20 protein-coding genes are annotated in these 26,109 nt (G+C 41.9%); all 20 read left to right on the top strand.

The features are described from left to right. Positions 1-12: 12 nt before the first annotated feature. The 20 genes from tssM (at position 13) to J4N44_RS22335 (ending at position 26,085) form a co-directional block, all read left to right on the top strand. Complete coding sequence (gene tssM / locus J4N44_RS22430; protein WP_252045184.1) at positions 13-3,531, top strand: type VI secretion system membrane subunit TssM; 3,519 nt, start codon at positions 13-15, stop codon at positions 3,529-3,531. Beyond that, a complete protein-coding gene (tagF, locus tag J4N44_RS22425) occupies positions 3,513-4,208 on the top strand; it encodes a type VI secretion system-associated protein TagF (protein WP_017190833.1) in 696 nt (231 codons plus the stop codon). Before tssM ends, tagF begins: the two co-directional genes overlap by 19 nt. Before the next feature lie 10 nt (positions 4,209-4,218). Continuing rightward, a complete protein-coding gene (locus J4N44_RS22420) occupies positions 4,219-5,013 on the top strand; it encodes a PP2C family protein-serine/threonine phosphatase (RefSeq protein WP_017818775.1) in 795 nt (264 codons plus the stop codon). Continuing rightward, positions 5,006-6,127, top strand: coding sequence for a type VI secretion system protein TssA (gene tssA, locus J4N44_RS22415; RefSeq protein WP_005447042.1), 1,122 nt, complete (start codon positions 5,006-5,008; stop codon positions 6,125-6,127). Before J4N44_RS22420 ends, tssA begins: the two co-directional genes overlap by 8 nt. Before the next feature lie 15 nt (positions 6,128-6,142). After that, positions 6,143-6,670: a type VI secretion system contractile sheath small subunit gene (gene tssB / locus J4N44_RS22410; RefSeq protein WP_005447041.1), complete on the top strand. Its 528-nt coding sequence runs from the start codon at positions 6,143-6,145 to the stop codon at positions 6,668-6,670. Between the two features lie 2 nt (positions 6,671-6,672). Continuing rightward, a complete protein-coding gene (gene tssC, locus J4N44_RS22405; protein WP_005447040.1) occupies positions 6,673-8,166 on the top strand; it encodes a type VI secretion system contractile sheath large subunit in 1,494 nt (497 codons plus the stop codon). A gap of 57 nt (positions 8,167-8,223) precedes the next feature. Beyond that, positions 8,224-9,735: a type VI secretion system contractile sheath large subunit gene (gene tssC / locus J4N44_RS22400; protein WP_005447039.1), complete on the top strand. Its 1,512-nt coding sequence runs from the start codon at positions 8,224-8,226 to the stop codon at positions 9,733-9,735. A 9-nt stretch (positions 9,736-9,744) separates the two neighbouring features. Beyond that, the gene (locus J4N44_RS22395; RefSeq protein ID WP_017190828.1) at positions 9,745-10,542 is read left to right on the top strand and encodes a type VI secretion system accessory protein TagJ; all 798 of its coding nucleotides are present in this window, start codon (positions 9,745-9,747) and stop codon (positions 10,540-10,542) included. 8 nt (positions 10,543-10,550) lie between these two features. Continuing rightward, on the top strand, positions 10,551-11,015 hold the full coding sequence (gene tssE / locus J4N44_RS22390; RefSeq protein ID WP_252045183.1) for a type VI secretion system baseplate subunit TssE: 465 nt from the start codon (positions 10,551-10,553) through the stop codon (positions 11,013-11,015). Next, positions 11,012-12,835 (top strand): type VI secretion system baseplate subunit TssF, encoded by a 1,824-nt coding sequence (tssF, locus tag J4N44_RS22385; RefSeq protein WP_222324809.1) that lies wholly within the window; start codon positions 11,012-11,014, stop codon positions 12,833-12,835. Before tssE ends, tssF begins: the two co-directional genes overlap by 4 nt. Further along, the gene (gene tssG / locus J4N44_RS22380) at positions 12,832-13,797 is read left to right on the top strand and encodes a type VI secretion system baseplate subunit TssG (RefSeq protein ID WP_005447032.1); all 966 of its coding nucleotides are present in this window, start codon (positions 12,832-12,834) and stop codon (positions 13,795-13,797) included. Before tssF ends, tssG begins: the two co-directional genes overlap by 4 nt. A gap of 10 nt (positions 13,798-13,807) precedes the next feature. Continuing rightward, entirely contained in the window at positions 13,808-16,363 is a 2,556-nt protein-coding gene (gene tssH / locus J4N44_RS22375; RefSeq protein WP_101960669.1) for a type VI secretion system ATPase TssH, read from the top strand. 207 nt (positions 16,364-16,570) lie between these two features. Beyond that, positions 16,571-17,050 carry an Hcp family type VI secretion system effector gene (locus J4N44_RS22370; RefSeq protein WP_005447029.1) on the top strand — a complete coding sequence of 160 codons (480 nt, stop codon included), beginning with the start codon at positions 16,571-16,573 and terminating at the stop codon, positions 17,048-17,050. 50 nt (positions 17,051-17,100) lie between these two features. Further along, positions 17,101-18,936 carry a type VI secretion system tip protein TssI/VgrG gene (gene tssI, locus J4N44_RS22365; protein ID WP_252045182.1) on the top strand — a complete coding sequence of 612 codons (1,836 nt, stop codon included), beginning with the start codon at positions 17,101-17,103 and terminating at the stop codon, positions 18,934-18,936. An 11-nt stretch (positions 18,937-18,947) separates the two neighbouring features. After that, on the top strand, positions 18,948-19,238 hold the full coding sequence (locus J4N44_RS22360) for a PAAR domain-containing protein (protein ID WP_017818782.1): 291 nt from the start codon (positions 18,948-18,950) through the stop codon (positions 19,236-19,238). A 9-nt stretch (positions 19,239-19,247) separates the two neighbouring features. Beyond that, positions 19,248-20,063: an NAD/NADP transhydrogenase beta subunit gene (locus J4N44_RS22355; RefSeq protein ID WP_252045181.1), complete on the top strand. Its 816-nt coding sequence runs from the start codon at positions 19,248-19,250 to the stop codon at positions 20,061-20,063. 9 nt (positions 20,064-20,072) lie between these two features. Further along, on the top strand, positions 20,073-24,311 hold the full coding sequence (locus J4N44_RS22350) for an RHS repeat-associated core domain-containing protein (RefSeq protein WP_252045180.1): 4,239 nt from the start codon (positions 20,073-20,075) through the stop codon (positions 24,309-24,311). Between the two features lies 1 nt (position 24,312). Next, positions 24,313-24,669 carry a hypothetical protein gene (locus J4N44_RS22345; protein WP_005447021.1) on the top strand — a complete coding sequence of 119 codons (357 nt, stop codon included), beginning with the start codon at positions 24,313-24,315 and terminating at the stop codon, positions 24,667-24,669. 224 nt (positions 24,670-24,893) lie between these two features. After that, entirely contained in the window at positions 24,894-25,607 is a 714-nt protein-coding gene (locus J4N44_RS22340; protein WP_252045179.1) for a GAD-like domain-containing protein, read from the top strand. A 103-nt stretch (positions 25,608-25,710) separates the two neighbouring features. Continuing rightward, on the top strand, positions 25,711-26,085 hold the full coding sequence (locus J4N44_RS22335; RefSeq protein WP_005447018.1) for a UCP019853 family protein: 375 nt from the start codon (positions 25,711-25,713) through the stop codon (positions 26,083-26,085). Positions 26,086-26,109: the final 24 nt, after the last annotated feature.

The raw sequence follows: 26,109 nt of genomic DNA, 5'->3' as shown, positions 1-26,109 counted from the left end.
AAAGTGAGATAAATGAGTATCCGAGAAGTAGGCAGAATATTTACTCAACGTTGGTTTATCGGTTTAGTCGGTGTTGCTGCGTGCTCAATTTTTATTTGGGTCGTAGGTCCCCTCACCACTGTTGCGGGATATGAGCCCTTAAAAACTGACTTTCAGCGTTTGGTTAGCATCCTGGTATTAGTTTTCGTTTGGGGTGTGTTCAATCTTACAAAGCAACATAAGCAAAAAGTAAAAGAAGACGAAACAATTCAAAGCCTGTTAGAGGTGGACTCGCAATCTGATAAAGAAGCTGCCTCAGAAATTAATGTGCTGCAAGACAGAATAGAGCAGGCAATCAAAGTGGTTACCAAAACACATAAAGGTAAACGTAGCTTATACGAATTACCTTGGTATGTACTGATTGGTCCTCCTGGTACAGGTAAAACGACAGTTCTTAAGCAATCTGGGTTGGAGTTTCCGTTAGCGGATTCATTAGGTTCGGACTCTGTTGCAGGTGTTGGGGGAACACGCCATTGTGATTGGTGGTTTGCAAACAAAGCGGTTCTTGTTGATACCGCTGGTCGTTATACGACACAAGATAGCCAAGAAAAAGTTGATGCTAAGGCATGGCATGGATTTCTTGGGCTGTTAAAAAAATATCGAACACAGAGACCAATTAACGGCGCAATTGTGACAATCAGCTTAGCTAGCATTATGTCGCAAACACGCACGGAAAGGAGCCTGCATGCAAGGGCGATAAAGTCTCGTTTACAGGAACTAAAAAACCAACTGGGTATGCAGTTTCCAATTTACGTTCTTCTTACAAAAATGGATCTGGTGGCGGGGTTTAATGAGTTTTTCGCGGATCTGAGCAAAGAAGAGCGTGAAGAGCTATTCGGTTTTATGTTCCCAAAAGATTGCGAAGATGAGCGCGGTGTCGTTTCTCTTTTCAATAAAGAGTTTCATCATCTACTTGAGCGATTGGACGCCCGAATGCTGCGCATTCTGGAAACAGAGGATGATCTTGATAAGCGCGCGATGATCTTTGAATTTCCAAAGCAACTTCGAGTGCTTCAAGCAAACCTAGATGAATTCCTTACAGAAATATTTGCTCAGAACAGCTTTGAAGAGCCCACCCTTATTCGAGGCGTGTTTATGGTTAGCTCGGTTCAAGACGGTATCCCTGTTAGCCGGCTAATGAACGAATCGAGCAGCGGGCTCGGGCTAGGGAAGTTAGGTTTATCTGCTCAGCACCACGGATCTCACAGCTATTTCGTTAGAAGCTTGTTTGATCAAGTCATCTTCAAAGAGCAACTGCTTGGGACAGTCAATCGTCATTATCAAAAGCAATCCAGTTGGCTCCATCGAGGCGTTTACATCGGCTGTGCGGTCGCGTTATGCGGAGCGATTGGAACGTGGTTTATGAGTTATCAATGGAACTCGACACTTATCACCCAAACCAACAAAGAGACAGGTCATATAAAAGCAATGATCGGTGCAGATAGTTTAGATTTTGAATCAGACATTATCAGCGCGATAGAAACACTCGACCGAATCATGACTTTACCTTTGGGAAGGCAAAGCGACTACGGAAATTCGGATGCAATAAAGAAGTTTGGTTTGTATCAGGGCGACAAAGTCTCTCAAGCGGCAAATAACGCCTACACGTCTGCTCTAACCAAACACTTCGCTCCTCTGGTGCTTGATAGCCTGATTTCAGAAATGGAAGGAAACCAAGAGCATCGTCAGTATCTATACGAAACGCTTAAAACTTACCTAATGTTGTTTAACCCAGAAAAGTATCAACAAGAAGAAGTATTAGCGTGGTTTGGCTTTTATTTTGAAAGACATTATCCAGGCGCTCTTAATGAATCACTAAGAGACCGTCTAATGACGCACACTAATAACCTTCTGGAAAGCAACGAAAGAGGTTTCTCATTTAATGACTCAGCTGTAGAGAGTGCTCGAGAAGTGTTAACTCAAATGTCTTTGCCTGAGCGTGCTTACCAACGCATGAAGTTACAATTTTCAAAAAGTCATGTGCCGTCATTCAGATTAACAGACGTTCTGGGACCAAAAGGGTTAGAACAATTTGAGCGAATGAGCGGTAAACCACTGTCTCAAGGGATCTCCGGTTTTTACACGTATAACGGGTTTCACAGCATTTTCCAAATTCAAATTAACCGCACTGTGAAAGGGTTAATGGAAGAGAACTGGGTATATGGAGACGATTTAAAAGCGCATGAAATTGACCAAGCAAGTGCAATCCAGGGTGTACAAGCACGTTACTACCAAGATTATGTGAATGAGTGGAAAAACTTAATTGAAGACATTCAGCTTAAGCAAGCGCCAACCCTTGATCTAGCCTCTACTCAAGCAAGAGTGTTGTCGGGGGTTGAGAGACCAATTGAATCATTATTGCGTGCGATTCAAAAAGAGGTTGGTTTGACCAAAGTTGTCTTGTCAGAGAACCAAAAAGCGGCGTCAGAGGTGGCAGGGAAGGTTGCTAAAGTGAAGTTTTCCAATACCGCTGACAAGTTAGATATGTATTTACCTGAAGAGAATAGCTTTAATGTTTCCTTGCCAGGTAAAGAAGTCGAATCCCACTTTACTGAAATCTTACGTTTGGATGAACAAGATTTTGAAGATATTCAGACAGCAATGGTCAATTTGCGCTCTTACCTGTCTGATTTATCAAGTTCGGGTAACAATCAAAAAATTGCATACAAGAGCATTCTCGATGGAACAGTTACCCAAGATGTTGCTGCGTCGTTTGAACGTGCAAGGGAGTTGTTACCAAAGCCATTTAATCAATGGTTAGGAGAACTGTCTCAAGAGTCAGTTAAGTTTGCAGAGAATGGGTCTAAAGATCACTTGAATCAATTATGGTTAACAAAGGTGGTTAAACCATATCGAAGCTCAATTGCTGGTCGCTATCCATTTGTTCCTAATGCCTCGAAGGAAGTTCGCCTCAAAGATTTTAAGCGGTTTTTCGGTTACGGCGGAACGATGGATGCCTTCTTTAAGGAGTATTTAGAACCATTTGTAGACACTTCAACTCGACGTTGGAAGCTTGAAAAAGAAATTGGTGTTCGTCCAGAAACACTCGCAGTATTCCAGAAAGCCAAACGGATAAGACAAACTTTCTTTGAGCCGGACAATTCTTTGCGCGTCGAATTTGGAATGAAACCTGTTTATTTAGATCAGCATATTACTCGTTTTGTACTGGAGCTGGGTGGGCAAGATTTAGTCTATAAGCACGGTCCTGCTCGCGCGAAGTCATTAAGCTGGCCCGCAGGGCAAGACCAAACTCGAATCGTCTTTACTCCACCAGAATCAAAACGCGAGATTGCACATACCTACGAAGGTGAGTGGGGTATTTTCAAATTACTTGATCAATCGCTAAAAGCGCGTCCAGAGTCGCGAAATGACAATATCGTTATGATCGATTTGAAAGGAAACAAAGTTCAACTGGAACTCATCCCTTCAAGTGCGATCAACCCGTTTTGGTCTAACGAGATGGAGAGTTTTCGATGTCCTCAAACGCTATAACACCCTGTTGGGGCTACATTGGAAAAATGCCTGCAAAAGGGGATTTTGTTAAAAATGGGCTTTCTCAAGAGTTTACTGAACGATGGCATGATTGGCAGCAAGCAATAATAGCTGTTAGCCGAGAACAATTGGGCGAAGGATGGCATCAATACTTTCTCACGGCTCCAATTTGGCACTTTGCACTGGATATCTCCTACATGGAAGACGCAACTTACATTGGGAGTGTCATACCGAGTGTTGACTCTGCGGGACGCTACTTCTTTTTCACCGTTGTGAGACCAGTCGAAGGGAGTGCTGTGGATTATTGGGAACAGAGTCAGTGGACTCAAAATAGTCAAGATCTTGCCGTCGCTGTACTCAATGACGACTTTGTATTTGATGCATGGGCTCGAAGACTCACTGACTCGGATAAGACAGTTTTAGATGATGTTCCTACGGCAGAAGTACCGTTAGTACATTACAAAAGCAAACTTTCAACCATTTATGAGAACACCCCACAGTTATCTGCGAATGGTCTTTTAAATCAGATATTAGGTAAGGAATACAAAAAACCTTGTTTTTGGTGGACTGAAGGGTCGGCAACTATATCGCCCTGTATGCTGATTACGTCGGGACTGCCTTCAATAGGTCAATATGCGGCAATGTTAGATGGAAACTGGCAAGAGTGGAACTGGTAGGTATCAGCGAATGAATTGGAATTACTTTACTTTTTCGAGGACTCATCCAGGAAAGGTCCGTCCATATAACGAAGATGCATTACTTGATATGTCCGAACTTGGTTTGTGGGTCGTAGCAGATGGTATGGGTGGTCATTGTGCAGGAGACATCGCCAGTCAGATGTTGGTCGATAAGATTGCCCGCTATGCAAAAGACAATAAGACAACCCACATTGATGAGTTGAGAGGTGTTATTCAGCAAGCAAACAAAGAGATCTTTGATTACGCAAAAGAGCATTTAGAAGGTAAAACGATGGGGACAACACTTGTACTGTTATTTATGCAGGACGGATATTTTCATTGTTTGTGGGTTGGGGATAGCCGTATATACCAACTGAGAGAAGGGAGCTTCACGCAAAAAACAAGAGATCACAGCCAAGTTATGGATCTGGTCGAACAAGGGTTATTAGCGATTGAGGATGCAGAATCACACCCATTAGCTAACGTCATAACTCGTGCGATAGGTGTCGATGAAATAGTAACGATAGACCAAATCTCCGGTCAGCTCTCGAACGGTGATCAATTTCTGTTGTGTAGCGACGGGCTCTCTAAAGAACTGACCAATGACGAGATACACAACACGCTCTATGCTGATTCAGTCAATCAAGCAGGGTTAGCCTTGATGCACTCTGCGTTAGTTCGAGGTGCTAGTGACAACGTCACATGTGCGTTGGTCAAAGTATGCTGTGATCAAAATGAAATAGCTGAAAATCAGCAAGATGACGCGACCATTCCTGTTTTCTTGAGGAGTAAAGTGCGTGGATGACCTAATCAAAGCGTTCGAGTGGTTAGAACCAGTACTACAACCTGTCTCTGCTGATCAACCAACGGGCGTGGACCCTCGTGAGGACGTATCTCCTCAATCTGCTTATTACAGATTAAAAGACCACAGGATGGCTGCGCGCAATACAGAGCGTAACGCCATTATTGAAGAAGAAAGCATACTCAGCCACACCAACCTTTGGCGTGTTTTCATTGATGAAGTTCCAGAAGTTCTGACTTCTCAGTCAAAGGATTTGGAGCTTGTCGCTTGGCTGATTGAGGCGCTGACACGTATTTATGGCTTTCGCGGAATGGGGATCGGATACGAGATAGCATCACACTTTATTGATCATTTCTGGGAACAGCTGCATCCCATGCCTGATGAAGACGGAATCGAGACTCGTATTTCTGCAATCATTGGATTAAACGGTATCGAAAGTGAAGGTACCTTAATTTTTCCACTGGCTTCGATTCCGCTTACGGATATGGGGGTAGAGCAAGCTTACGCATTTTGGGAATACCAACAAGCCATTGAATTAGAGCGACTTGATGAAGATAAACGACGTTACAAAGTCGAGCAAGGTGCTGTGGAACTGTCGAAAATCAGCGATACCGTTAAATCCACCTCTGATGAGTTTTACAGGACTTTGATCACTGATCTTGAGTTCGGCATAAGGGCATTTAACCAATTTAGCCAAAAGCTTGATGATGCTGTTGGAGACGTTACCCCAAGTTCTTACATCTCAAAAAAGCTTGATTCAATACACTCGGCATTAAAGCATTTGCTTGGTGACCGCTTTCAGGCACCGAAAGAGGTGATTGAAGAGGCTGATATGGAATCTAACGAGCCGACTACGGTCACAAGCCAGTCAGCTAACAACAGCGAATTGCTAATAACAAATATGCAATCACGCGAGCAAGCGATTGAACAGTTACAAAAGGTGGCAGACTTCTTTAGAGAAAGTGAGCCTCATTCACCAGTTTCTTACTCCATCGAACAGATTATTCGTTGGTGTGGAATGCCTCTGCCGGAATTACTGGCGGAATTGATCTCCGACGGAGATGCAAAGAGAAGCTATTTCCGTTTAGTTGGCATAGCAGAACAAAATGAAAATTAAGGAAGGGAGAACGGTATGACGAGTATTCACTCGAAACTGTCACGAGTAAGGAAGCCTCGTGTTCACATTACCTATGATGTTGAAACCGAAGGAACAACGCTTAAAAAAGAGCTTCCTTTTGTGGTTGGTGTAATGGGCGACTTCGCTGGACAAAATACCGAAGCGTTGAAGCCTTTGAAAGACCGACGTTTCATTCAGATTGATCGAGACAACTTTGATGATGTTTTGAAAAAAATGAGTCCATCAGTGAAGTTTAAAGTCGCAAACAAATTGGCGAAAGATGACTCGCAATTTGAAGTGGATTTAAGCTTTAAATCTATGCAGGACTTCGAGCCCGCAGCGATTGTTAATCAAGTTGATCCTTTACGCCAACTGATGGAAACCCGAAATAAACTTCGTGACTTGATGACGAAGGTCGACCGCTCAGAAGAGTTAGAAAACATTCTAGAGGATGTATTAAACAACACGGAAAACCTGACAAAGTTGGCTGGAGAGTTAAAGCTGGGCGAGTCAAGCTCTGTAGATAATCCAGAGGGAGCATAGTAATGACGACTCAAATTGACAAACAACTTGATCCAACGGTAGAGCAACAAACGTCATCATTCCTAGAGCAGGCGATTGGTGCAACAAAGCAAACAGAAGCTTCTCGTGCCGAAGAGTTGATCAAGACATTAACAGAAGAAGCAATGAAAGGTACCGTTTCCTGGAATAAGAACCTAACGGTGACGTTCCGTGAAGCAATCACGCTTCTTGACCAACAGATTTCGGAACAATTGTCTGAAGTCATGCATCACCCAGAACTACAAAAGCTTGAGGGCTCTTGGAGAGGCTTAAATTACTTAGTGATGAACTCGGAAACAAGTTCAGCATTGAAAATTCGCATGATCAGCATGACGAAAAAAGAGCTTCATAAGGATTTAAGCAAAGCGGTTGAGTTTGATCAGAGCCAAATCTTTAAGAAGGTGTATGAGTCTGAATTCGGTAGTGCTGGTGGTGAGCCTTATGGTGCGCTTATCGGTGACTATGAGTTTACAAACCATCCGGAAGATATCGAATCATTGCGCCTGATGTCTAACGTTGCTGCTTCTGGTTTCTCGCCGTTTCTTTCGGCGGCTTCACCGGCTTTGTTTGGCTTTGATGAATGGACGGAATTATCTAAACCTCGCGATTTGGATAAGGTATTCGAGTCATTGGAATACGCACAATGGCGTTCCTTCCGCGAAAGTGCTGACTCGCGTTTTGTAAGCCTAACCATGCCGAAAGTGCTAGCACGTTTGCCTTATGGTCAAGCGACTTCTCCAGTTGAAGAGTTTGGGTTTGAGGAGTTTGATGTTGACGCTGTTTCCGGCATTGCGACTAATGCAGAACACAACGACTACTGTTGGATGAACTCTTCGTATGTACTAGGTGCGAAGCTCACAGATGCTTTTTCAAAGTATGGTTTCTGTACAGCGATTCGAGGTGCAGAAGGTGGTGGTCGTGTAGACAATCTACCAACGCACTTCTTCATGAGTGATGATGGCGATCCTGATATGAAATGCCCAACAGAAATCGGTATTACTGACCGCAGAGAGGCGGAGTTAGGTAAACTTGGTTTCTTACCATTATGTCATTACAAAAACACAAACTATGCCGTGTTTTTTGGTGCGCAAACCTGTCAGAAACCAGCAAATCATGACTCTCCGGATGCGACAGCGAATGCTGCAATTTCCGCACGCTTACCTTACATGATGGCGACATCGCGTTTTGCCCATTATTTGAAAGTGATGGCTCGCGATAAGATCGGTAGCTTCATGGAAGCAGAAGATGTTGAATCATGGTTGAACCGTTGGATCTTAAGTTATGTGAACGCATCTGAAGGAGGCGGTCAGGAAATCCGCGCGAAATACCCATTGGCTGATGCTCGCGTGCAGGTTAAGGAGATTCCAGGCGCGCCAGGCTCTTACAATGCAGTAGCATGGTTGAAGCCTTGGTTACAGATGGAAGAGCTTACGACTTCATTACGCTTAGTTGCAAAAATCCCTCAATCGGGTGGTTAAGTGAATTGTGGTTGGCTTTATGGGTCAACCACACTTTCCCTCCTGTGGTGTGTAAAAATGACTAACGATACAGCGTTGAATTTCTTAGACCCAAGCGAGCTAAAGCATGAGTTTAGTCCGCTTGGGTGTGCGGAACTTAATAGTTACTGGATTACTCGGTTTGTCGAAACAGAAGATTCAATACACTCGGCAAAAATTTGGTTAGAAGGTACCAAAAGCAGAAGTGTTGCTGAATTTCGTCGCAGTTTGATTATGACCATCAATCAAATAGATCAATTGTTACAGAAACAACTAAATGAAATCATTCATCACCCGAGATATCAGCAGTTGGAGCGATCTTGGGTGGGGGTTAAGTATCTGTGTGAACAAACAGACGGTCAATCTGGTGAATTGGTAAAAATAAAGCTTTTATCGTCGACATGGGAAGAAGTCAGTAAAGATGCTTTAAAAGCAATCGAATTCGACCAGTCAGCTTTGTTTAAACTGCTTTACCAAAATGAATACGGCATGGCTGGAGGTGAGCCATTTGGACTGATAGTTGGTGATTATGAGCTTCGACATGACCCTAACCAAAACTACTTTGATCGGGATTTGTCGGTATTGGGTAAGATTGCCCAGACAGCAGCAGCTGCGTTTAGTCCTTTTGTCATGTCTGCGCAACCAAGTGTATTTGGGGTTGATCGTTTTTCGGAGTTGTCATCTACCACAGACATTACTTCTCAATTTGATCAAGTTGAGTATGGGAAGTGGCAACGCTTGAGAGAATCAGAAGATACAAAGTTTATAGGTATTGCAGCGCCTAATGTTCTTTTTAGGCAGCCTTATATCAAAGATGGTTCTCGGATAGAGGCGTTTGAGTTCGAGGAGACGATTGTTGAATCAGAACAAGAGTTGTTGTGGGGTAGCGCCGCTTTTTGTTTCGCCGCCATCGCAATTAGAACCTATCAAGAACATGGTTGGTTTACTCACATGAGAGGTGTGAAGCAAGGGGATTACACCCAAGGAGCCATTCTAGCTCCAACAAGAAGTTCTGTTCAGCTTATGAGTAAAAACACACGAGATAGGAGCCCTTTAAATCTGAAGGTATCAGAGCGTAAAGAGAAAGAGATATCCGATTGCGGTTTCATTACGATGTCACCTGTCGCAGAAACCGATTTAGTCGGCATGATATCCAGTGTGTCTATCCATAAGCCGAAGTTATTTGAAGACCAGAACATAACGATGAACGCTAAGCTGACTTCGATGCTGCAATATACATTATGTGTATCTCGAATCGCACATTACATAAAGGTAATGGGAAGAGACAAGGTTGGTGGGTATCAAGATTCTGATTCAATCCAGCGGGATTTTCAGCAATGGCTTCACCAATATACAACTGCTTCTGATGAAGCTTCTGATGAACTCAGAGCAAAGTATCCACTCAACGAAGCAAAAATAACAGTTAAAGAAAAACGCGATTCGCCAGGGCATTACTTTTCAGTAGTGCATTTAAGACCTCATTTTCAACTCGATCAAATGGTTTCGGCGGTCAAATTAATTACGGAGTTATCACCGGAGCAGGTGGTGTAAGGGAAAACGATGACAACATGGAAAAAAGCCTTATCTGAAGGTCAATTGCAGCAAGCTATTACTCTATTAATTGAAGAGATAAAGTCTGCCCCGAAAGATGCAAGCTTGCGAAGTTCGTTCATTGAGCTGCTTTGTATTAACGGTGATTTGGAGCGAGCGGACGATCAACTGATTCAATCGATCAAGCTATTTCCGGAATATTTAGCAGGTGCGAGTCAATTGCGTCATCTTGTAAAAGCGGCGCAAGCCCGTAAAGACTTTAGTGAGGGGGCTGCAACTGCGCAGTTTGTTGAGGGTGATTCAAAGGTTAACGAGTTGATCATCGAGTTGAATCTTGCCATCAAAAATAAAGACTATGAAAGTGGTTATGAGTTGGCGCAGCAGCTTGAAAAAGGAAGAACCACTAAACGCTTTTCTCAAAATGGAAGTATGACCGATGAGGTAAGGGATATCGACGACCGTTTGTCTGGTTATGTCGAGCTGTTTTCTACTGCGGGAAACTACTTTCTTGTCCCAATTAAAAATATTAAATATTTAGAAGTGAAGGATCCAAGCTCATTACTTGAAAATGTTTGGCGACCTGTGGAGTTTGATATTGAGGGTTTAGGTGAAGGAGAGGGGCACATGCCACTCACATACATAGACTCATCTACAGACGCCCAAAAGCTTGCCAAAGAAACGGATTGGATACAACTTGGCGCTAGCGAGTTGTTCGTAGGTTCAGGACAAAAGTGTTGGTTGGTTGGGGACAAAGCAGTACCTATTTTTGAGCTAAACCAATTGTCAGAAATCGCAGAGCTTGCATAGAGGTTTAGATGGCACTGGCAGCATCCTTACTTGATAAGCTAATCGATAATGATCCTCAATCCCGAGAAGATAAAGACTTTCCACTCACTCAACAGTTGCTGATAGACAATTTATTGAGAGATTTAGAGTCGATGTTGAACAGTCGGATTGGGTGGAGAGAAGTCCCGTTTGAGTTAAAAGAAGCGAATAAATCAATCTTAAATTATGGTCTGCCTGATTTCTCTTCAATGCCATTCAGTAGCCAGCAAGGACAAGGGCAGCTCTGCGGCATTGTAAGAGCGGCCATTCGTGAATTTGAACCGCGTTTATCGTCGCCGGTTGTCAATATACTGCAGGAAAAGAGTGCGGTAAATCGCACTTTAAGGTTACAGATAAATGCAACGTGCCTTATAGGAAATAGTGAGCGCGACGTGACGTTTAATACCGAAGTTGAACCCGTAAATTTAGGCATGAAATTGAGTAGAGCAAAATGAGCGAAGAGTTCTTGAAGTACTATAACCGCGAGTTGGCATATTTGCGCCACAAAGGGCAGGAGTTTGGCGAGCAATACCCAAAGATTGCTGCGCGTTTGGGTATTAACGAAGAACAAGTAGATGACCCTCATGTAGAGAGGCTGTTAGAAGGTTGCGCGTTCATGACGGCGCGAATTCGCCAGAGTTTGGATAACAGTTATCCGCAGTTTACTGAGTCTTTAATGGGGCAACTACACCCAGACTTTCATGCTCCAATACCCTCGATGTCGATCATCAGAATGAAGTGTAATGGGTCAACGTCATCACCCTTTGATATACCTGCTGGAGAAAAAGTAAAGATCAGTGCACCCGGTTTTGATGAGTGCGAATTTAAAACATGTTATGACACACAGATTTACCCTTGTGACGTTTCACAAGGAAGCTTTGATAATGCCCCTTTGGCATCGATAGGTTCTCGTTGGGAAACAAATGCGCACTCGATGCTTAAGTTGAGGTTAAATTCAAATGAGAGTGGGGCGACATTTGCTGACATGGGGGTTGAGACGCTGCGCTTTTACCTGAATGGTCAAACTCAACTCACACAAAGGCTATATCAACTTCTGTTCAAAAGTCTGATAGGCATATCGCTTTCAGCAAACGGCAAAGAAATTGCGTCATTGACATCACGCCACTTACACGCAGTGGGATTTCATGATTCTCACAAAGTCATTCCTTATAGTAAGCGCAGCTTTTCATCCGCGAGGATGTTAGTGGAGTATTTACATTTTCCTGAAAAGTTTATGTTTTTTGAGCTGCAGGATCTCGCACTTGAAAGATTAGAGATAGAAGGCGAGCTCGATATTAGTTTTTACTTTGATATCGACGATGACTGGTTACCAAAACAAGTAGATGAAGAAAGTGTGCTTTTAGGGTGTGTTCCAATCATTAACTTGTACGAAAGCACTATGGAGCCAACACGATTAGAAGCTTCAGAGTATGAGTATCAGATGTCTCCTGGGCATCAAAGTGCTGATTGCAGTGAAGTAGTTGCGATCACGGATGTTACTTTGAATAACTGGAACAAGTCTTATAAGAATTTACCCAGTTACTTCGCTGGCGAGCATAACCATTATATGAACAAAAGTGATTTGTTTTGGGTAATGAGGCGAGAAGATAAGAACTGGGCGGGGGGATTTGATGAACCAGGTAGGGATATCTATATTTCTTTTGTTAATAAAAAACATCAACAGTTTGAATTCGATAGCCATGACAGTTGGTTACTTTCAGTTAAGGCAGAGTGTTGTAATAGAAACATGCCCCAAAAATTGCCTTTTGGTGGCGGTTTGCCACACGTATTGCTACCAAAAGTAAGTGACAATTTTCAGCAAGTAAAATGTTTGGTCTCAATGACTGAAACAATCAGACCTGATATGGATGAAGGCAGCCGCTGGCAACTAACCAAATTATTAACGCTTTCCCACTTCACTGATGAGACAGGTCTAGCAACGTTAAAACAACGACTTAAACTCTATGCATTTGCGGGTACAGCTGAGACCAAAGCACTTATCGACGCCTTAGTAAAATTAGAATATCAACAAACCACAGGAAGGGTTAATGAACAGGGAAGAGTTGGTTTTGCTCATGGAGTAAAGCTGGTGCTTACCGTTTCTGATCAAATGCTATCTAAAGAGCAAACCTTTTTCTTAGGATGCGTACTTTCAGTGTATTTTGCGCAATTTGCTGAGGTAAATATTTTTACACAGTTAGAGGTAAAGACGAAATCTACGGACAAAGTATTTCATCGATGGCCTGCAATGCTTGGTGAAAAGGTATTGTTATGAATGAGGTGGATTTTTTTCAACAATTGAAAAAGCGACCATTGTTTGAAGCGATTCACCTCATTGAATTGGGATTACTTAAAGCTGGGGCTCAATTGGGGAGCGATTCATTACCTAAAAATGAAAAGGTAGATCTAAAAGTAAACTCAACGCTAGGTTATGAAAACGCACAACTTTCCAATGTTCATCGCTCTGGCAACGATAGGCTGATACTAGAAACAAACTTAATTGGTCTGACAGGGGAACAGGGCGTGTTACCCCATCATTACAGTGAACTTGCGATTAGTCGTCAAAAAGAAGGCGACGGAGCGATGGTGGATTTCTACGATATTTTCAATCACCGCTTACTTTCGTTGTATTACCGTAGTTGGCAGTTGAGTCAGATATCAGTTCAGGCACATGAACATTCTAAAGGGGCTCGTTCCCCTCTCATAAACAGTCTAGAAGCTGTTTCAGGTCACTCTGACCACCTAATTAATCACTACGCCGGCTTATTTGCATCGAGAAACAGAAGTAAAGGCGCACTAAAAACCATTATTGAAGACCTAACAGGGTGTGACGTTAGGTTACACGAGCTTCAAGGGCAATGGTTACGTTTATCAAAGGAAGAACAGACGAGATTAGGTGGAAAGTCGACGCCGGAAGGACAATTTGCTCAAGTCGGTAGAGGCGCATCTATAGGCGCAAAGGCGTGGAACATAAATGCAGCAGTGATGATCGAACTAATACCAACGAGTACAGAGCAAGTCAGTCAGTTACTGCCCAATAACCCATACATAAACACAGTTAAGTCTTTGGTCCATGAGTATGTAGGCAAACATAAGTCCATTAAGTGGAAGCTCACTACACGTCATAAGTATTTGCCCAAGGTGTGCATTACTAAACGACATGGTCAACTAGGGATTGGTACGGTTTTATCTAAACATAAGCGAACTGAAGATCGCGAAATAACTATCACCATTTAAAGGAATCACAATGGCTTTACTATCACTTTCAGCGTTGGTCGAAAGGTTGTCTCCTGTCGCTAAAGAAACGCTTGAACAAGCGGCTGCAATGGCGAGTTCTCGTACTCATCATAGTATAGAGATGACCCACTGGTTGTTATCCATACTCCAGCATCCCGCAGAGATTTATGTTGAAGTATTTAAGAAGTTTAATGTAAACCCGAAACTGGTTGAAACACAGTTATTGTCGCAATTGGAAAAATACAAAACGGGTTGTGAATCGGTGCCGGGACTTGCAACCCACACTGTTACTGTGATGCAAAATGCAGTGATGATAGCAACAATAGAGTTTGACGCACATGAACTCAACTGTATCCATCTATTAAGTGCTTATCTATCGGATGATTCCTTAGCGAATGCGATAAATCAACCTTGTCCTGAATTAAATAAAATTGAAGTGACGACATTGCCTGCATTCAATGAATCGCAGCAGGTAGCAACTTCTGCAGCAAAACAAACTAGCACTGCCTTGGAGCAATTTACTGTTGATCTTACAGCACAAGCTAAAGCAGGAAAGCTTGACCCAGTTGTTGGGCGTGATAACGAAATTCGACTCATGGTAGATATATTGCTGCGAAGACGCCAAAACAACCCAATTCTCACAGGGGAGGCGGGAGTTGGTAAAACGGCTGTAGTAGAAGGGTTAGCCCTAAAAATTGTCGAAGGTGACGTCCCTCCAGCATTGCAAGGTGTTGCTATTAAGTCGTTAGATATGGCTTTACTACAAGCCGGAGCAGGAATGAAAGGTGAGTTTGAAAACCGCCTAAAAAACGTCATAAAAGAAGTTAATCAATCTGATACACCGATTATTCTTTTTATCGATGAAGCTCATGGTCTGATTGGCGGAGGTGGTCAGGCGGGGCAAAGTGACGCTGCTAATATTTTAAAGCCAGCACTCGCAAGAGGTGAGTTAAGAACTATTGCTGCAACAACTTGGGCTGAGTACAAAAAGTACTTTGAAAAAGATGCAGCGCTGACTAGGCGTTTCCAAGTGGTCAAAGTAGATGAACCCACTCCGGAAGTTGCAGTGGATATGCTTCGCGGTTTATTGAATGTGATGTCGAACCATCATGGCGTATATATTACCAGCCAAGCATTAGAAGCCGCTGTTCAACTGTCTTCTCGATACATCAATGGTCGACAACTTCCTGACAAAGCGGTGTCTGTATTAGATACAGCGTGTTCACGCGTAGCCTTAAGTCAATCTTCAATACCCGGTGTATTGGATAACAACAAAAAGGCAATGCAGCTAAAACAAGCAGAATTAGAACAACTGATTAAAGAGTCTCAATTTGGTCGCGACCATAGTGATGTGATAGAGAATATTCGAATCGAGATTGACCAGCTCTCTCACTCTGTACTTACTCTTGAGGCGCAATGGCAACAAGAACAACTTTGGGTTGAAGATGCAAAAGCCTTACGTAATAAAATCCTCCTATCTCCGTCAGATTCTGACAAACAAAAATTGATCGAGATTGAAGAACAACTCGGTACGAATGCTCAGCCTTTGGTGTTCTCTCATGTAGGGGATGCATTGATCGCCGAAGTAATCTCTGATTGGACTGGTATTCCGCTAGGTAAGCTGCAAGATGACGAGATTAAGGCAGTATTGAACTTAAAAGAGAGTTTAATTAAACGAGTTGTAGGGCAAAATCATGCTCTTGAAACCATGTCGGAAGTGATTAAAACGGCAAGTGCCCAACTTACAGATGAATCGAAGCCAAACGGGGTGTTTCTGCTTATTGGACCAAGCGGAGTCGGTAAAACTGAATCCGCATTAGCAATAGCGGAAAAGGTGTATGGTAGTGAAGAAAACGTTACCACGATCAACATGTCAGAGTTTAAAGAGGAACATAAAGTCTCATTACTATTAGGCTCTCCTCCTGGCTATGTCGGTTATGGTGAAGGTGGTGTGTTGACGGAGGCGGTGAGAAGGAAGCCATACAGCGTCATTCTTTTAGATGAAATGGAAAAAGCGCACCCAGGTGTCCAAGATATCTTTTATCAAGTGTTTGATAAGGGAATGATCAAAGATGGTGAAGGTAGAGACATTGACTTCAAAAATACCATTATCATTATGACGGCAAATACTGGTACAGATACAACAATGTCATTGTTTGAAGACCCTGACTTAGCACCAGATGTTGGCGCCCTAAAAAATGCGTTGAGAGATGATTTAATTGCGGACTTTAAACCTGCTTTCTTGGGACGTGTAAATGTCCTACCTTACTTACCACTAGACGAAACAGTATTGAAAAATATTACTCACCTAAAAGTAAAAAAAATCTCAGATAGAATTAGAAAAAACTATTCCTCAGAGCTGATAGTGAGTGATCAATTAATAAATAATATTGTTGCTAGTAGTAATGAATCAGGAAGTGGAGCAAGGGTCATACAAACAACCATTGAAAATACACTGTTGCCTAAAATATCGCATGAAATCCTTACGGCGATTCTTAAAGGTAAGAATTTTAAAGAGATTAAGGTCGAGGGTGAAGTTAATTCTTTAACTGTCTCACTTTTATAACAATTATTTCAAAATGAAATTAATATGAGAGTTGCTTCGTAATAAGCATTTTACATTTAAAATAACGCTTATATTAAATCTAAATACAAGATATAAAATATCGTATTTAAAAATTGGTTTTTGATACATTAATCATTAGTTTTAATTGATGATTAAAATATAAAATTACTATGTAATATGTCATTAATAATGCTATAGGAGATTAGCATGCAGTCTAACACGTATCTTAAATATGCAGATATTAAAGGTGAGGCAACAGCCGAACAGTACAAGGATCTAATTACTCTACTATCTGTAGATTGGAGTGTTGGTCGTGAAATTTCATCGTACACTGGTACAGCGATGGACCGCGAAGCAAGTGCAACACGTCTATACGATTTGACGATCACTAAGCTTCAAGACCGTTCATCACCGGACCTATTTAAAGAAGCTACCATTGGTAAAGGTAAACCAGCGGTATTCCACATCACCAAGCAAGGTGAAAAGGTAGAAGAGATCATGAAAATCGAACTTACCGATGCAATGATTTCAAACTACTCTGTGTCAATCCAGGACGATCGTCCAATTGAAACAATCACTATTTCTTACACTGAAATGATGATGACAGTTACACCTACTGACGATAAGAACAACACATCTGCGCCATTAGTATATGGCTACAGCGGTGTTAAAGGTCAGCAAATGTAATTGTATTGCGGGAAGAGCTTTCTTCCCGCTATTTTATAAAGAAGTATCTAATGAAAAAAGCATCTCAGAAAAATAACTTTATACGAATTTCTTCACCATTTGGGAGTGATACGTTAATTCTTAATTCCTTTGAATATAAAGAGACTGTATCCCAACTTTTTTCATTGTATGCTCATGCTTATTTTAACGAACAACATGAGGAATTGAATAACATCATTGGAAAAGAGGTCTTGATCACGATGGATAATCATCCATCTGTTAGCGCTAAACCTCGTTATTTTCATGGGGTTGTATCTAGAGCCAGATTAACTGGTTCAAGGGTTACTACAGTTGAGCATGGTGAGAATTACAAAAACATAGATTTGTATATCGAGCCTAAAATTCGATTTTCTGATTACCGCACTAACTGCCGTATTTTTCAAAATAAAAGCATAGAAGAAATAATTTCATTGATTCTATCAGAACATGATGTTGAGTTCAGTTTTAAAACTCTAAGAAGTTACCCCAAGTATGCGTATAAAGTTCAATATGACGAAACTGATCTGGCATTTATAGAGCGGTTACTGTCTGAAGAGGGAGTTGCTTATTGCTTTTCGCATACAGAATCTTCCCATGTTATTGAATTTTTTGATGACGCTGATTACTACGAGTCAGGGGAAGAGTTCTTTGTTAATCATTCAACAGGTACGAGTGAAGTAAGCCACATTAGTTCATGGAATGAGACCCAAACACTGACGACTAAAAAAACATGTAAAGCAGGCTTTGATATGCTTAAGCCTTTGTCTCATCCGATGCACCAAGCGAATGGAAAGAGTGAATATTTTTCGGTACCAGTTAGTGAGCACTATGAATATCTCGCGGAAACTGAGACTAAAGATGATTTTTCCTTACGCAACAAGCATGCAATTGAGTCGCTACAACAAGATGCTTATCAATGTAGTGGTGAAGCAAGTTGCAGAACCTTTACTGTTGGTAAATTATTTAAATTTAAAAAACATGAAGATGTAAGCCGTGTAGGTAAAGAGTTTGTCCTTTCTTCGGTTTCCATGTCTGCGTCAGTGCTCAATCAAACTGGGCAAGGTGGGACGTCAGCTCAAGGTTTTAAAATGTCTTTCCACTGCGTCGGTTCAAAAACCATGCTTCGTCCAAAAACTCATATTCGAAGACCTCAAGTTAGAGGTCTTCAAACCGCGATTGTTACTGGAAATGAGGATGGTGAGATTTACCTTGATAAGCATGGACGAATTAAAGTTCAGTTTCATTGGGATAGACAAGGTAAATATGATGCTAACAGTTCATGCTGGATTCGCGTTGCGCACGCTAGCGCGGGTAATGGCTGGGGTAGTATTTTCCACCCAAGAGTTGGTCAAGAGGTCATTGTCGATTTTGTTAATGGCGACCCGGATCAGCCTATAGTTACCGGCTCTCTTTACAATGGAACTCAAGAGACACCATACAAATTACCGGACCAAGCTTCTCAAAGTGGTTACAAATCTCGCTCTGTACAAAAAGAGGGAAATAACTACAACGAGCTTCGGTTTGAAGACAAGCCTGGAGATGAGCATGTCTACTTACACGCAGAAAAGCTGTTTCAAATGGTAATCGAAGACTGTGCAGATATTTCTATAGAGAACAATAAAAAAGAAAAAGTCACCAATGAATTGCGCCAAGAAGTGGGTAAAAGTGCCGACCTTAAAGTAGGTGAGAATCAATCTTTAGATGTTGGTAAGGCACTATCAATTAATGCAGGAAAAAGTATTGAAATTAAGGTTGGTGGGGCGTCGATTCAAATGTCGAGTTCTGGCGAGATCAATATTAAGGGTAATAAGATCTCGATTAATGGCTCTGCCATCGCACTAAAAGCCGGGCAAATTTCTCTTAATTAAGGCGCGCAGAAATGGGAAAACCAGCAGCAGTAATAGGTAGCTTTCACATATGTCCCAAAAAGACAGGGAAAATTCCTCACGTCGGAGGACCTGTCATAATGGGGTCTGCAAACGTAAAAATCACAGGCCTCCCTGCTGCACGAAAAGGCGATAAGCTAATTTGTGTTGGTCCACCGGATAGCATCTCTTCGGGTTCTTCTAGCGTGAAAATCAACGGGAAACCGGCAGCACGGCTAGGGGATTCGACATCTCACGGCGGTAAAATTTTAGTCGGCAACCCAACGGTAGTCATTGGTGGATAGATGGGGCTTATGTTTCAGCCAAGCTTGTGTTTGTTGGGAGACCAAGAATTTTCAATATCGCAGCTCACTAATCATACGTTAAAGCCGTCAGAATTCTCTGTATCGAACTTTGAAGAGAGCGACTCTCTCTCTATTATTGATACGCTTGATTCTTATTCTAACTATCTGAGCAAGCGGGATATTTCAGGTCATGTTTTCTTGTTGCTGCCAAATATCACCGATAAGAACATTCTGCGAAGAGTTATCGCTTCGTTTCTGTCGATATTTAGCAAAGTCGAGGCGGATAAAATTGCCCTTTATCCATATGGTAATGCCTCTTTTTTGATGGCTCTTAACAGTATTGAACGCTTGGTCAAAAAAAATAACTCAGTGTGGGTCGTCGCTATAAACGCAATCGATTCTGGATATGGTCTTGATTCGTTAGTTATGGCGCGTTGTTCCATGGGGCATAGAGGACTACGTCCTTACAAGGTTGCTGTTGATTTGGACTTTGAAGGGACTGATACGGCGACATCAAATATCACCAAACAACTGGGGCTTGTTTGTACTCATCTTCTAGACGAACTCGCTCTGTCTATAGAAGGAGAAGAGCCAGTATGGCTGGAGTCTATTCAGTTCTTATCTCCTTGGATAACAGCGGATACTTCCTATCAGCTAATAGATTCGATCACGGGTCCCTTAGGTCCTTGTAATGGTTTATTAAAAGCGCTCTGTGTTTACCAGCAGCAAGCAAATAGAAACATATCAAATTATTGCGGATTGCAAATTGACGTTGAACGGTATGGATATGCCGTAGGCGTTTTGTATCGCTGGGTTAATGAGTAACTTGAAGAGATGAACTTACAACGGATTGTCAAACTTAAAGCGTTAAGTGGTGCCGTATTTTGCTTTTCTCATCAACGTTTAAATGTTGGTATTGAAAAAGAATTTGGCACCGAAAACTGTGCAGCGGTTTTTATTGAGCAATTTCATTTTGCATCATTGGATGACCTAAGAGAACTCGCCTCTTGGACGAGTAAAGAAGTGTCATTTGCTCATGAGTATGAAGATAAAGGCATAGAAGAGCTCGACCAGCTACTCGCTAAAGGGTTATATGATCGTGTTTTGTTTGTATCAGAACTGCCTAAGTTACTCCCTAAAACATTCTATCCACCAACAAATATTCCACAACCTGTCGCTCTAAAGGCGTCAAAAGGTGCGAGGGTATTGTCGCGTTCTGAACGTGTTAATGCGAGCAGTTCTGTAAGTCTCTCTCCTCAAGATGAAAGCAGTAAACGTCATGTTAAAGCTGGCGATCCCGTGTCGATGGTGACAGGTGAAGAACACTTATCTTTAGTGGATGTTAGATTACCTTTTCATTTGACGTGGTTACGTACGTATCGCTCTTCTCTCTGTGATACGAGTACATCTTTAGGCTTTGGCTGGAGGCATATATTTCAATACGAGCTAATGGATGTATTAGATGAAAAGTCTAACGTGGTAGGTTGGCTTTTTATGGATGAAGTAGGAGACACGATTCAATTTCCTAGTGTGGAGATCGGCGGAATTAGTTATCAAGCTTATTCTGGTGCAAGCTGCCTGTTCCACAAAAATGGTTATCGACTCGTGTCATTGAGAAACGAAGTTCAAATTAAGTTTTATTTGAAAGACGAGTTGTGGGTCGCACGTGAAGTTCGTCTGGGTCACATGAAAACCGTGAACCTTGAATACTCTCGCAATCACAGAGTGGTTGGAGTCAGTGTCAACCAGAAACCAAAACTTGAACTTCAGTACGACGAACATGGATTGCTTGTAGAAATCAGAACCCCCAAAACAAACCACGTGTTAGCAAAATATGATTACGATGCAGGTAGTCGCTTAATCTGTGCCAAGAACGAAAACGGTCTCATAGAAAAGTATCAATACAACGACTCGAACCTACTGGTTAAGCGAACGCGAGCGACTGGTTTTTCTCATTATTTTGAATGGTTGGGTGAAGGAAAAGATGCAAAATGTGTTCGAAATTGGGGGGATGAAGGCGTCTATGACTATCGGTTTGATATCGGGTTATACGAGTCAACTTACTGGGACTCGTTAGGAAACCGATGGCAATATAAGCATGATGAAAATGGAAAATTGCTTGAATGCATAAGCCCTGAATCCAGACTTATGGCATATGAGCACGATTCTATGGGGAGGTTAGCGTGCACGACTAATCCGGATAAAAGCTACACTTTCCACTTCTACGATGAGTTTGGCTTGATGAAGCAAAAAGTGCATTCTTCAGGGGCGATCGAAGATTTTGAATACAATGAATTTGGTCAATGTATAAAGCATTGTTTTCCTGACGGTGAAGTTGAGATAAGAGAGTTTAATGCTTTAGGTCAGTTGGTCATGCACCAATACAAAAACGGGCTAAAAGAACATTCGTTGTTTGATAAACACGGTCGACAAGTAGAGCAGAACAGCGATGTTGGAACTCGTACTCAATGGTGGTGGAGTGAGGCAAACCAGCTGCTAGCAAAGAAAGTAAACCAGTGTTTGGTTCGTTATAGCTATGACGAATATGAACGTATCAATGGTATCTCTTATCCCCATGATTTGATTGCTGGTTTTGAGCGACATGAAAACAACTTACTTACCCGTTTATATTTTCAAAGTAAAAAAGATCAAACATTTCGAGAGCATCGTTACGAATATGATGATTTTGGTCGAGTTAAACAGATCTGCACGCCACGAGGTTCTATAGATATTGTTTGGGGGCATCTAGCCCAGCCAACAGCGATAGTGAAACAAGATCAGAGTGCTTTTTCTTTTTCTTATGATTCGGAAAGAAACCTGACGAGCATTGAGCGCTCGGATGGCTGCAAATATGAGTTTGAGTACACACCTGACGGTCATATAAGCCAGACAATTAACTTCGATCGAATTAAGACCAATTACACCTATGACCGAGCTGAAAGGTTAAGTCAAATATCACATTGCTCTATTCTGATCTCGTTTCAATATGATGAGCTTGGACAGGTTGCAAAAGTTAAAGCCAGTGGCAAAAATCGAAGTGTAGAGAACCATTACCAACATACTCTAGGTGGTAAATTAACTCGCGCGCACAACCGTTTCTCTAATATTTCATATACGTATTCTGGCACGAAATTGGTGAGTGAGGAGCAGGGACGCTTTTCTTTCGTCAATCAATACCAAGATAACGGTTTACTTCGTTCTCAACGCTATGACGATGGAACAGAGGTTCTATATGAGCATGACCAATTTGGCACGGTATGTAGATTAACGATTCATTCAAACGGCTCTGAGAGAGAAGATTCAATTAAGTTTGAATACGATGAATTACAACGTTTATCGATAATCACTTATAGCGCGGGAAAAGAGCTAAGAGAGTTCGATGGAATAGGTCGCTTGAAGCGCCAAATATGGACTGGTTTCGAGCGTAAGTATCATTACAACGCGCAGCATTTATTGTCTCTTATCGTTGATAGTGAAAAGGGGGCGTTGCATTACCGTTATGATGAACTTGGGCAATTAGAAAGAGTAAAAACACAGACTTTAGAAAAGTCATATTCCTTTGACAGTTTTGGTAATTTTAATGATGAAAGTGCACAGCTAGACTATGATCGGCTGGTTGAATATAACGGCGTAAGGTACGACTACGATGAGCTAGGCAATAGAATCCGCACTCAAGGCAATGGGTGGGAACAGCATTGTGCTTATGATGCAAAAGGACAGTTAATCAGTGTCGAGACTGAAGGGCGGTTGTGTCAATTTGAATATGATGCACTAGGACGCAGAACGAAGCAAATCAGCGAAAATGGAACCACCGAGTTTATTTGGCAAGGAAGTCATCTAGTCGGCGAGTATTCGCGTTCGGGTTATCGGTGGTATCTATATCAACCAAACAGCGTAGTTCCGCTTGCTCTTATTGAAAACGGCAAGTGTTATTTTTTCCAATGTAATCAAATCGGAACCCCAGAACGTTTGGTGGACTCTAAAGGGCAGGTAGTTTGGCAAGCAACATACGATACCTTTGGATTTGCTCACGTTGAAATCGAGACGGTTAAAAACAACCTTCGCTTACAGGGGCAGTACTTCGATATTGAGACTGGTCTGCATTACAATTTAGCACGCTATTATGATCCTCAAATAGGTCGATTTATCCAACCCGATCCCCTAGGGCTGCTTGGTGGAACTAACCACTATCAATTCGCACCAAACCCTGTCTCGTGGGTTGATCCTTTGGGTTTATGTGCAAAAGAGGAGTCGCATACAGTTCTAGCGGGGCGCAACGATAATTCGCCTGAGAAGTCGGTGTACTACGCAATGGGCTCGGGGAATTATCAAGCTACAATTACTCAAGCTTCACCTAGTTACAAGCTACATGCGTATTCGTCCCCGCATCATTCAGCTTTAAGTATTAACGATGTTCATATGGCACTCGATGCCGCGGGTATGCTGCCCGGAGTCGGAATTATTCCTGACGCAGTTAATACTTTTTTGTATGGAGTAACTGGTGACTTTGTTAACGCGGGAATGTCACTTTCTGCAATGGTTCCTGTTGTCGGGCAAGGGGCTATGGCGACTAAGTATGTCAGTGAGCTCGACAAAATTGAAGGTCATGGCAATAATATCGCGGATAATGTAAGTACGCATATAGACGATTATGTGTCACGGCTTTATAGTAAAGTCACGCCTTCAAACCGACCTGCCAATCTGTTTGAAATAGAACAGACTGGGCCTCGGAACTATCGAGTCTTTGGAGGGGGGACATCAATAGACATTGATGGCTATGAAGGAACTGTAATTCTTGAAGCAAAGTTTGTTGATAAAAAGAGCAGAAGTCCTTTTATTGAAGACTCTAAGATTCCGCCATTTTTGCGTGAAAAAATTCGCAAGGAGCAAGCACATGAATTTGAACGATTGAACGCTGTTTTAAAGGATTCTGAGGTTCCGTTTAACAAGTTGGAGGTGAGAATTAATGAGCCTCTAGCAAAGCCTTATTTTCAGTCACTAATCGAAAAATATAAAATACCAGGGCATGTTAAGGTTGTTACGACATCAATCAAAGAGTCAGGAGGGGGATGATATGAGTAAACTATTACTATTTATTGGTGAAAATGAACAATTTGATAAAGATACCGTTGTTCAACAAATTAGAAAGATAGTAGGTGTTAGAAATGACAAAGAAGGAAATTTTATTGGCTCTGTTTTTGAGGCAGAGTACGCTGTAAATAATGAGAGTTACATTGTTCGATTGAGTGATGACCTCGAAACAATAACTGTCGATGGAATTGATGATAATAGTCTAGATTTTGTTCTTCAATTGAAAACTCTGCTCATGATACCTCTCCAAGTGGTTGACATGGATTACTCATTTCATCTGGAGTTAGCTAACGTAAACTCATTAGTTCAGCTTAAAGAAGAAATTAGGAAGGGAGTGTAATTGAATCGAGCAGTGTCTGGGCGAAAATTTTGATAATCAGGATACCACTTCTTTCGGGGAAATAATTTGTATTCTTAAAGTTTCGTCCAAAACAAACCACATGAAAAACTTACGAACTCACGATATCCGGCGGGGATCTCAGTGGCGCACAAAATCGCGCTTATCTCAGACGGATGAGCAAGCGCAACGTGCATTCGAAACTTTAGGACCAGATACCCAAATGAATGTTTCGCTGGATCGCTGCCCATTACGTGGAATTAAATAAGTTGAATGACGAATATTTTGAAATGTTTATAGAAGAGTTTGGCGAGCCGACCGAACATATTCAGGCGACTGACCAACAAGTTGAAGCATATCGAGGCATACTTCCAGATCAGCTACTTAAATACTGGCAAATGGTCGGTTTCTCTGGCTTTAACGATGGTCTATTCTGGATCACCAATCCCGCAGAATTTGAAGATGTGCTTGAATCTTTTCTCGACGATACAGAGTTCGCACACTATGACAACTACCATGTGATCGCTCGAAGCGCCTATGGTCAACTCTATTTGTGGGGAGAGCGAACAGGTACGTCACTCGATATAGCGACACACTTAAATTGGATAATGACAAATCAAGGACACGCAAAAGACATTTCTAAAGGCGATGCTAATATTGCAATTCAAAGCTTTTTCGGTTTTCAAGATAAAGAATATATAGACGTAGAAGTTAGTTCAAAACCTCTCTTTCCGTCTGCGATTAAAAAACATGGTCCAGTGGGTAAAGAAGAAGTGATGGTGTTTACCCCTTACCTATTTATGGGGGGCAAGAAGTCCGCAGATGCTATGACCAAAGAAGATCTACATGTATTTTTACAGGTTATGGCGGATTTAGGGGGAGCCGAAATTATCGATATGGCGTCAATGGTCGGCAATGTCCTTAAAAGTCACAGAGATTAACCCGTCCTGCATAGCAAAACTCAAGCTCACGCTTTGTGGGCTCTTTTGTTTACCCAGTATCGATCTAGATAGATATCTTTTAAACAATCAGTTTGGCTGAATAGTGATCACACACAAGGCAAGAGTTCTTAGCTTAAACCCAGATATTGAAGAAGAAGTTACGCTTGAAGTTAATGGTGTCGAATTAACCTGTTTTGCCGGGGTGTGCCCCTATGAATTGTATATTGGGCAAGAATATCCCGTTGCATTTGAAATGTTGGACTTTGAATTAACAGAGCAGGAAAGTGCAGACGAAACTAGTATGACAAGGGTCGATAGTACCTATGCTTATAAGCTATTAGGTAGACTAAGCGGTGGGACCATAGACGCTGGACTTAAGATTTGTGATGGTTTTTTAGAGTCTGATTATGCATATTTGGATGGCCAGTTTATTTGTCTCTGTGTCGAGCGGTTGGACGTAGAATTTTTAGATAGGTAAACCGAGTTCTTAGGGCATGTCTTT

Source organism: Vibrio sp. SCSIO 43155 (genome assembly GCF_023716605.1).
Lineage (GTDB): Bacteria > Pseudomonadota > Gammaproteobacteria > Enterobacterales > Vibrionaceae > Vibrio > Vibrio harveyi.
Note: the sequence above shows the minus strand (reverse complement) of the source record. Positions and strands in the feature narration are given on the sequence as shown.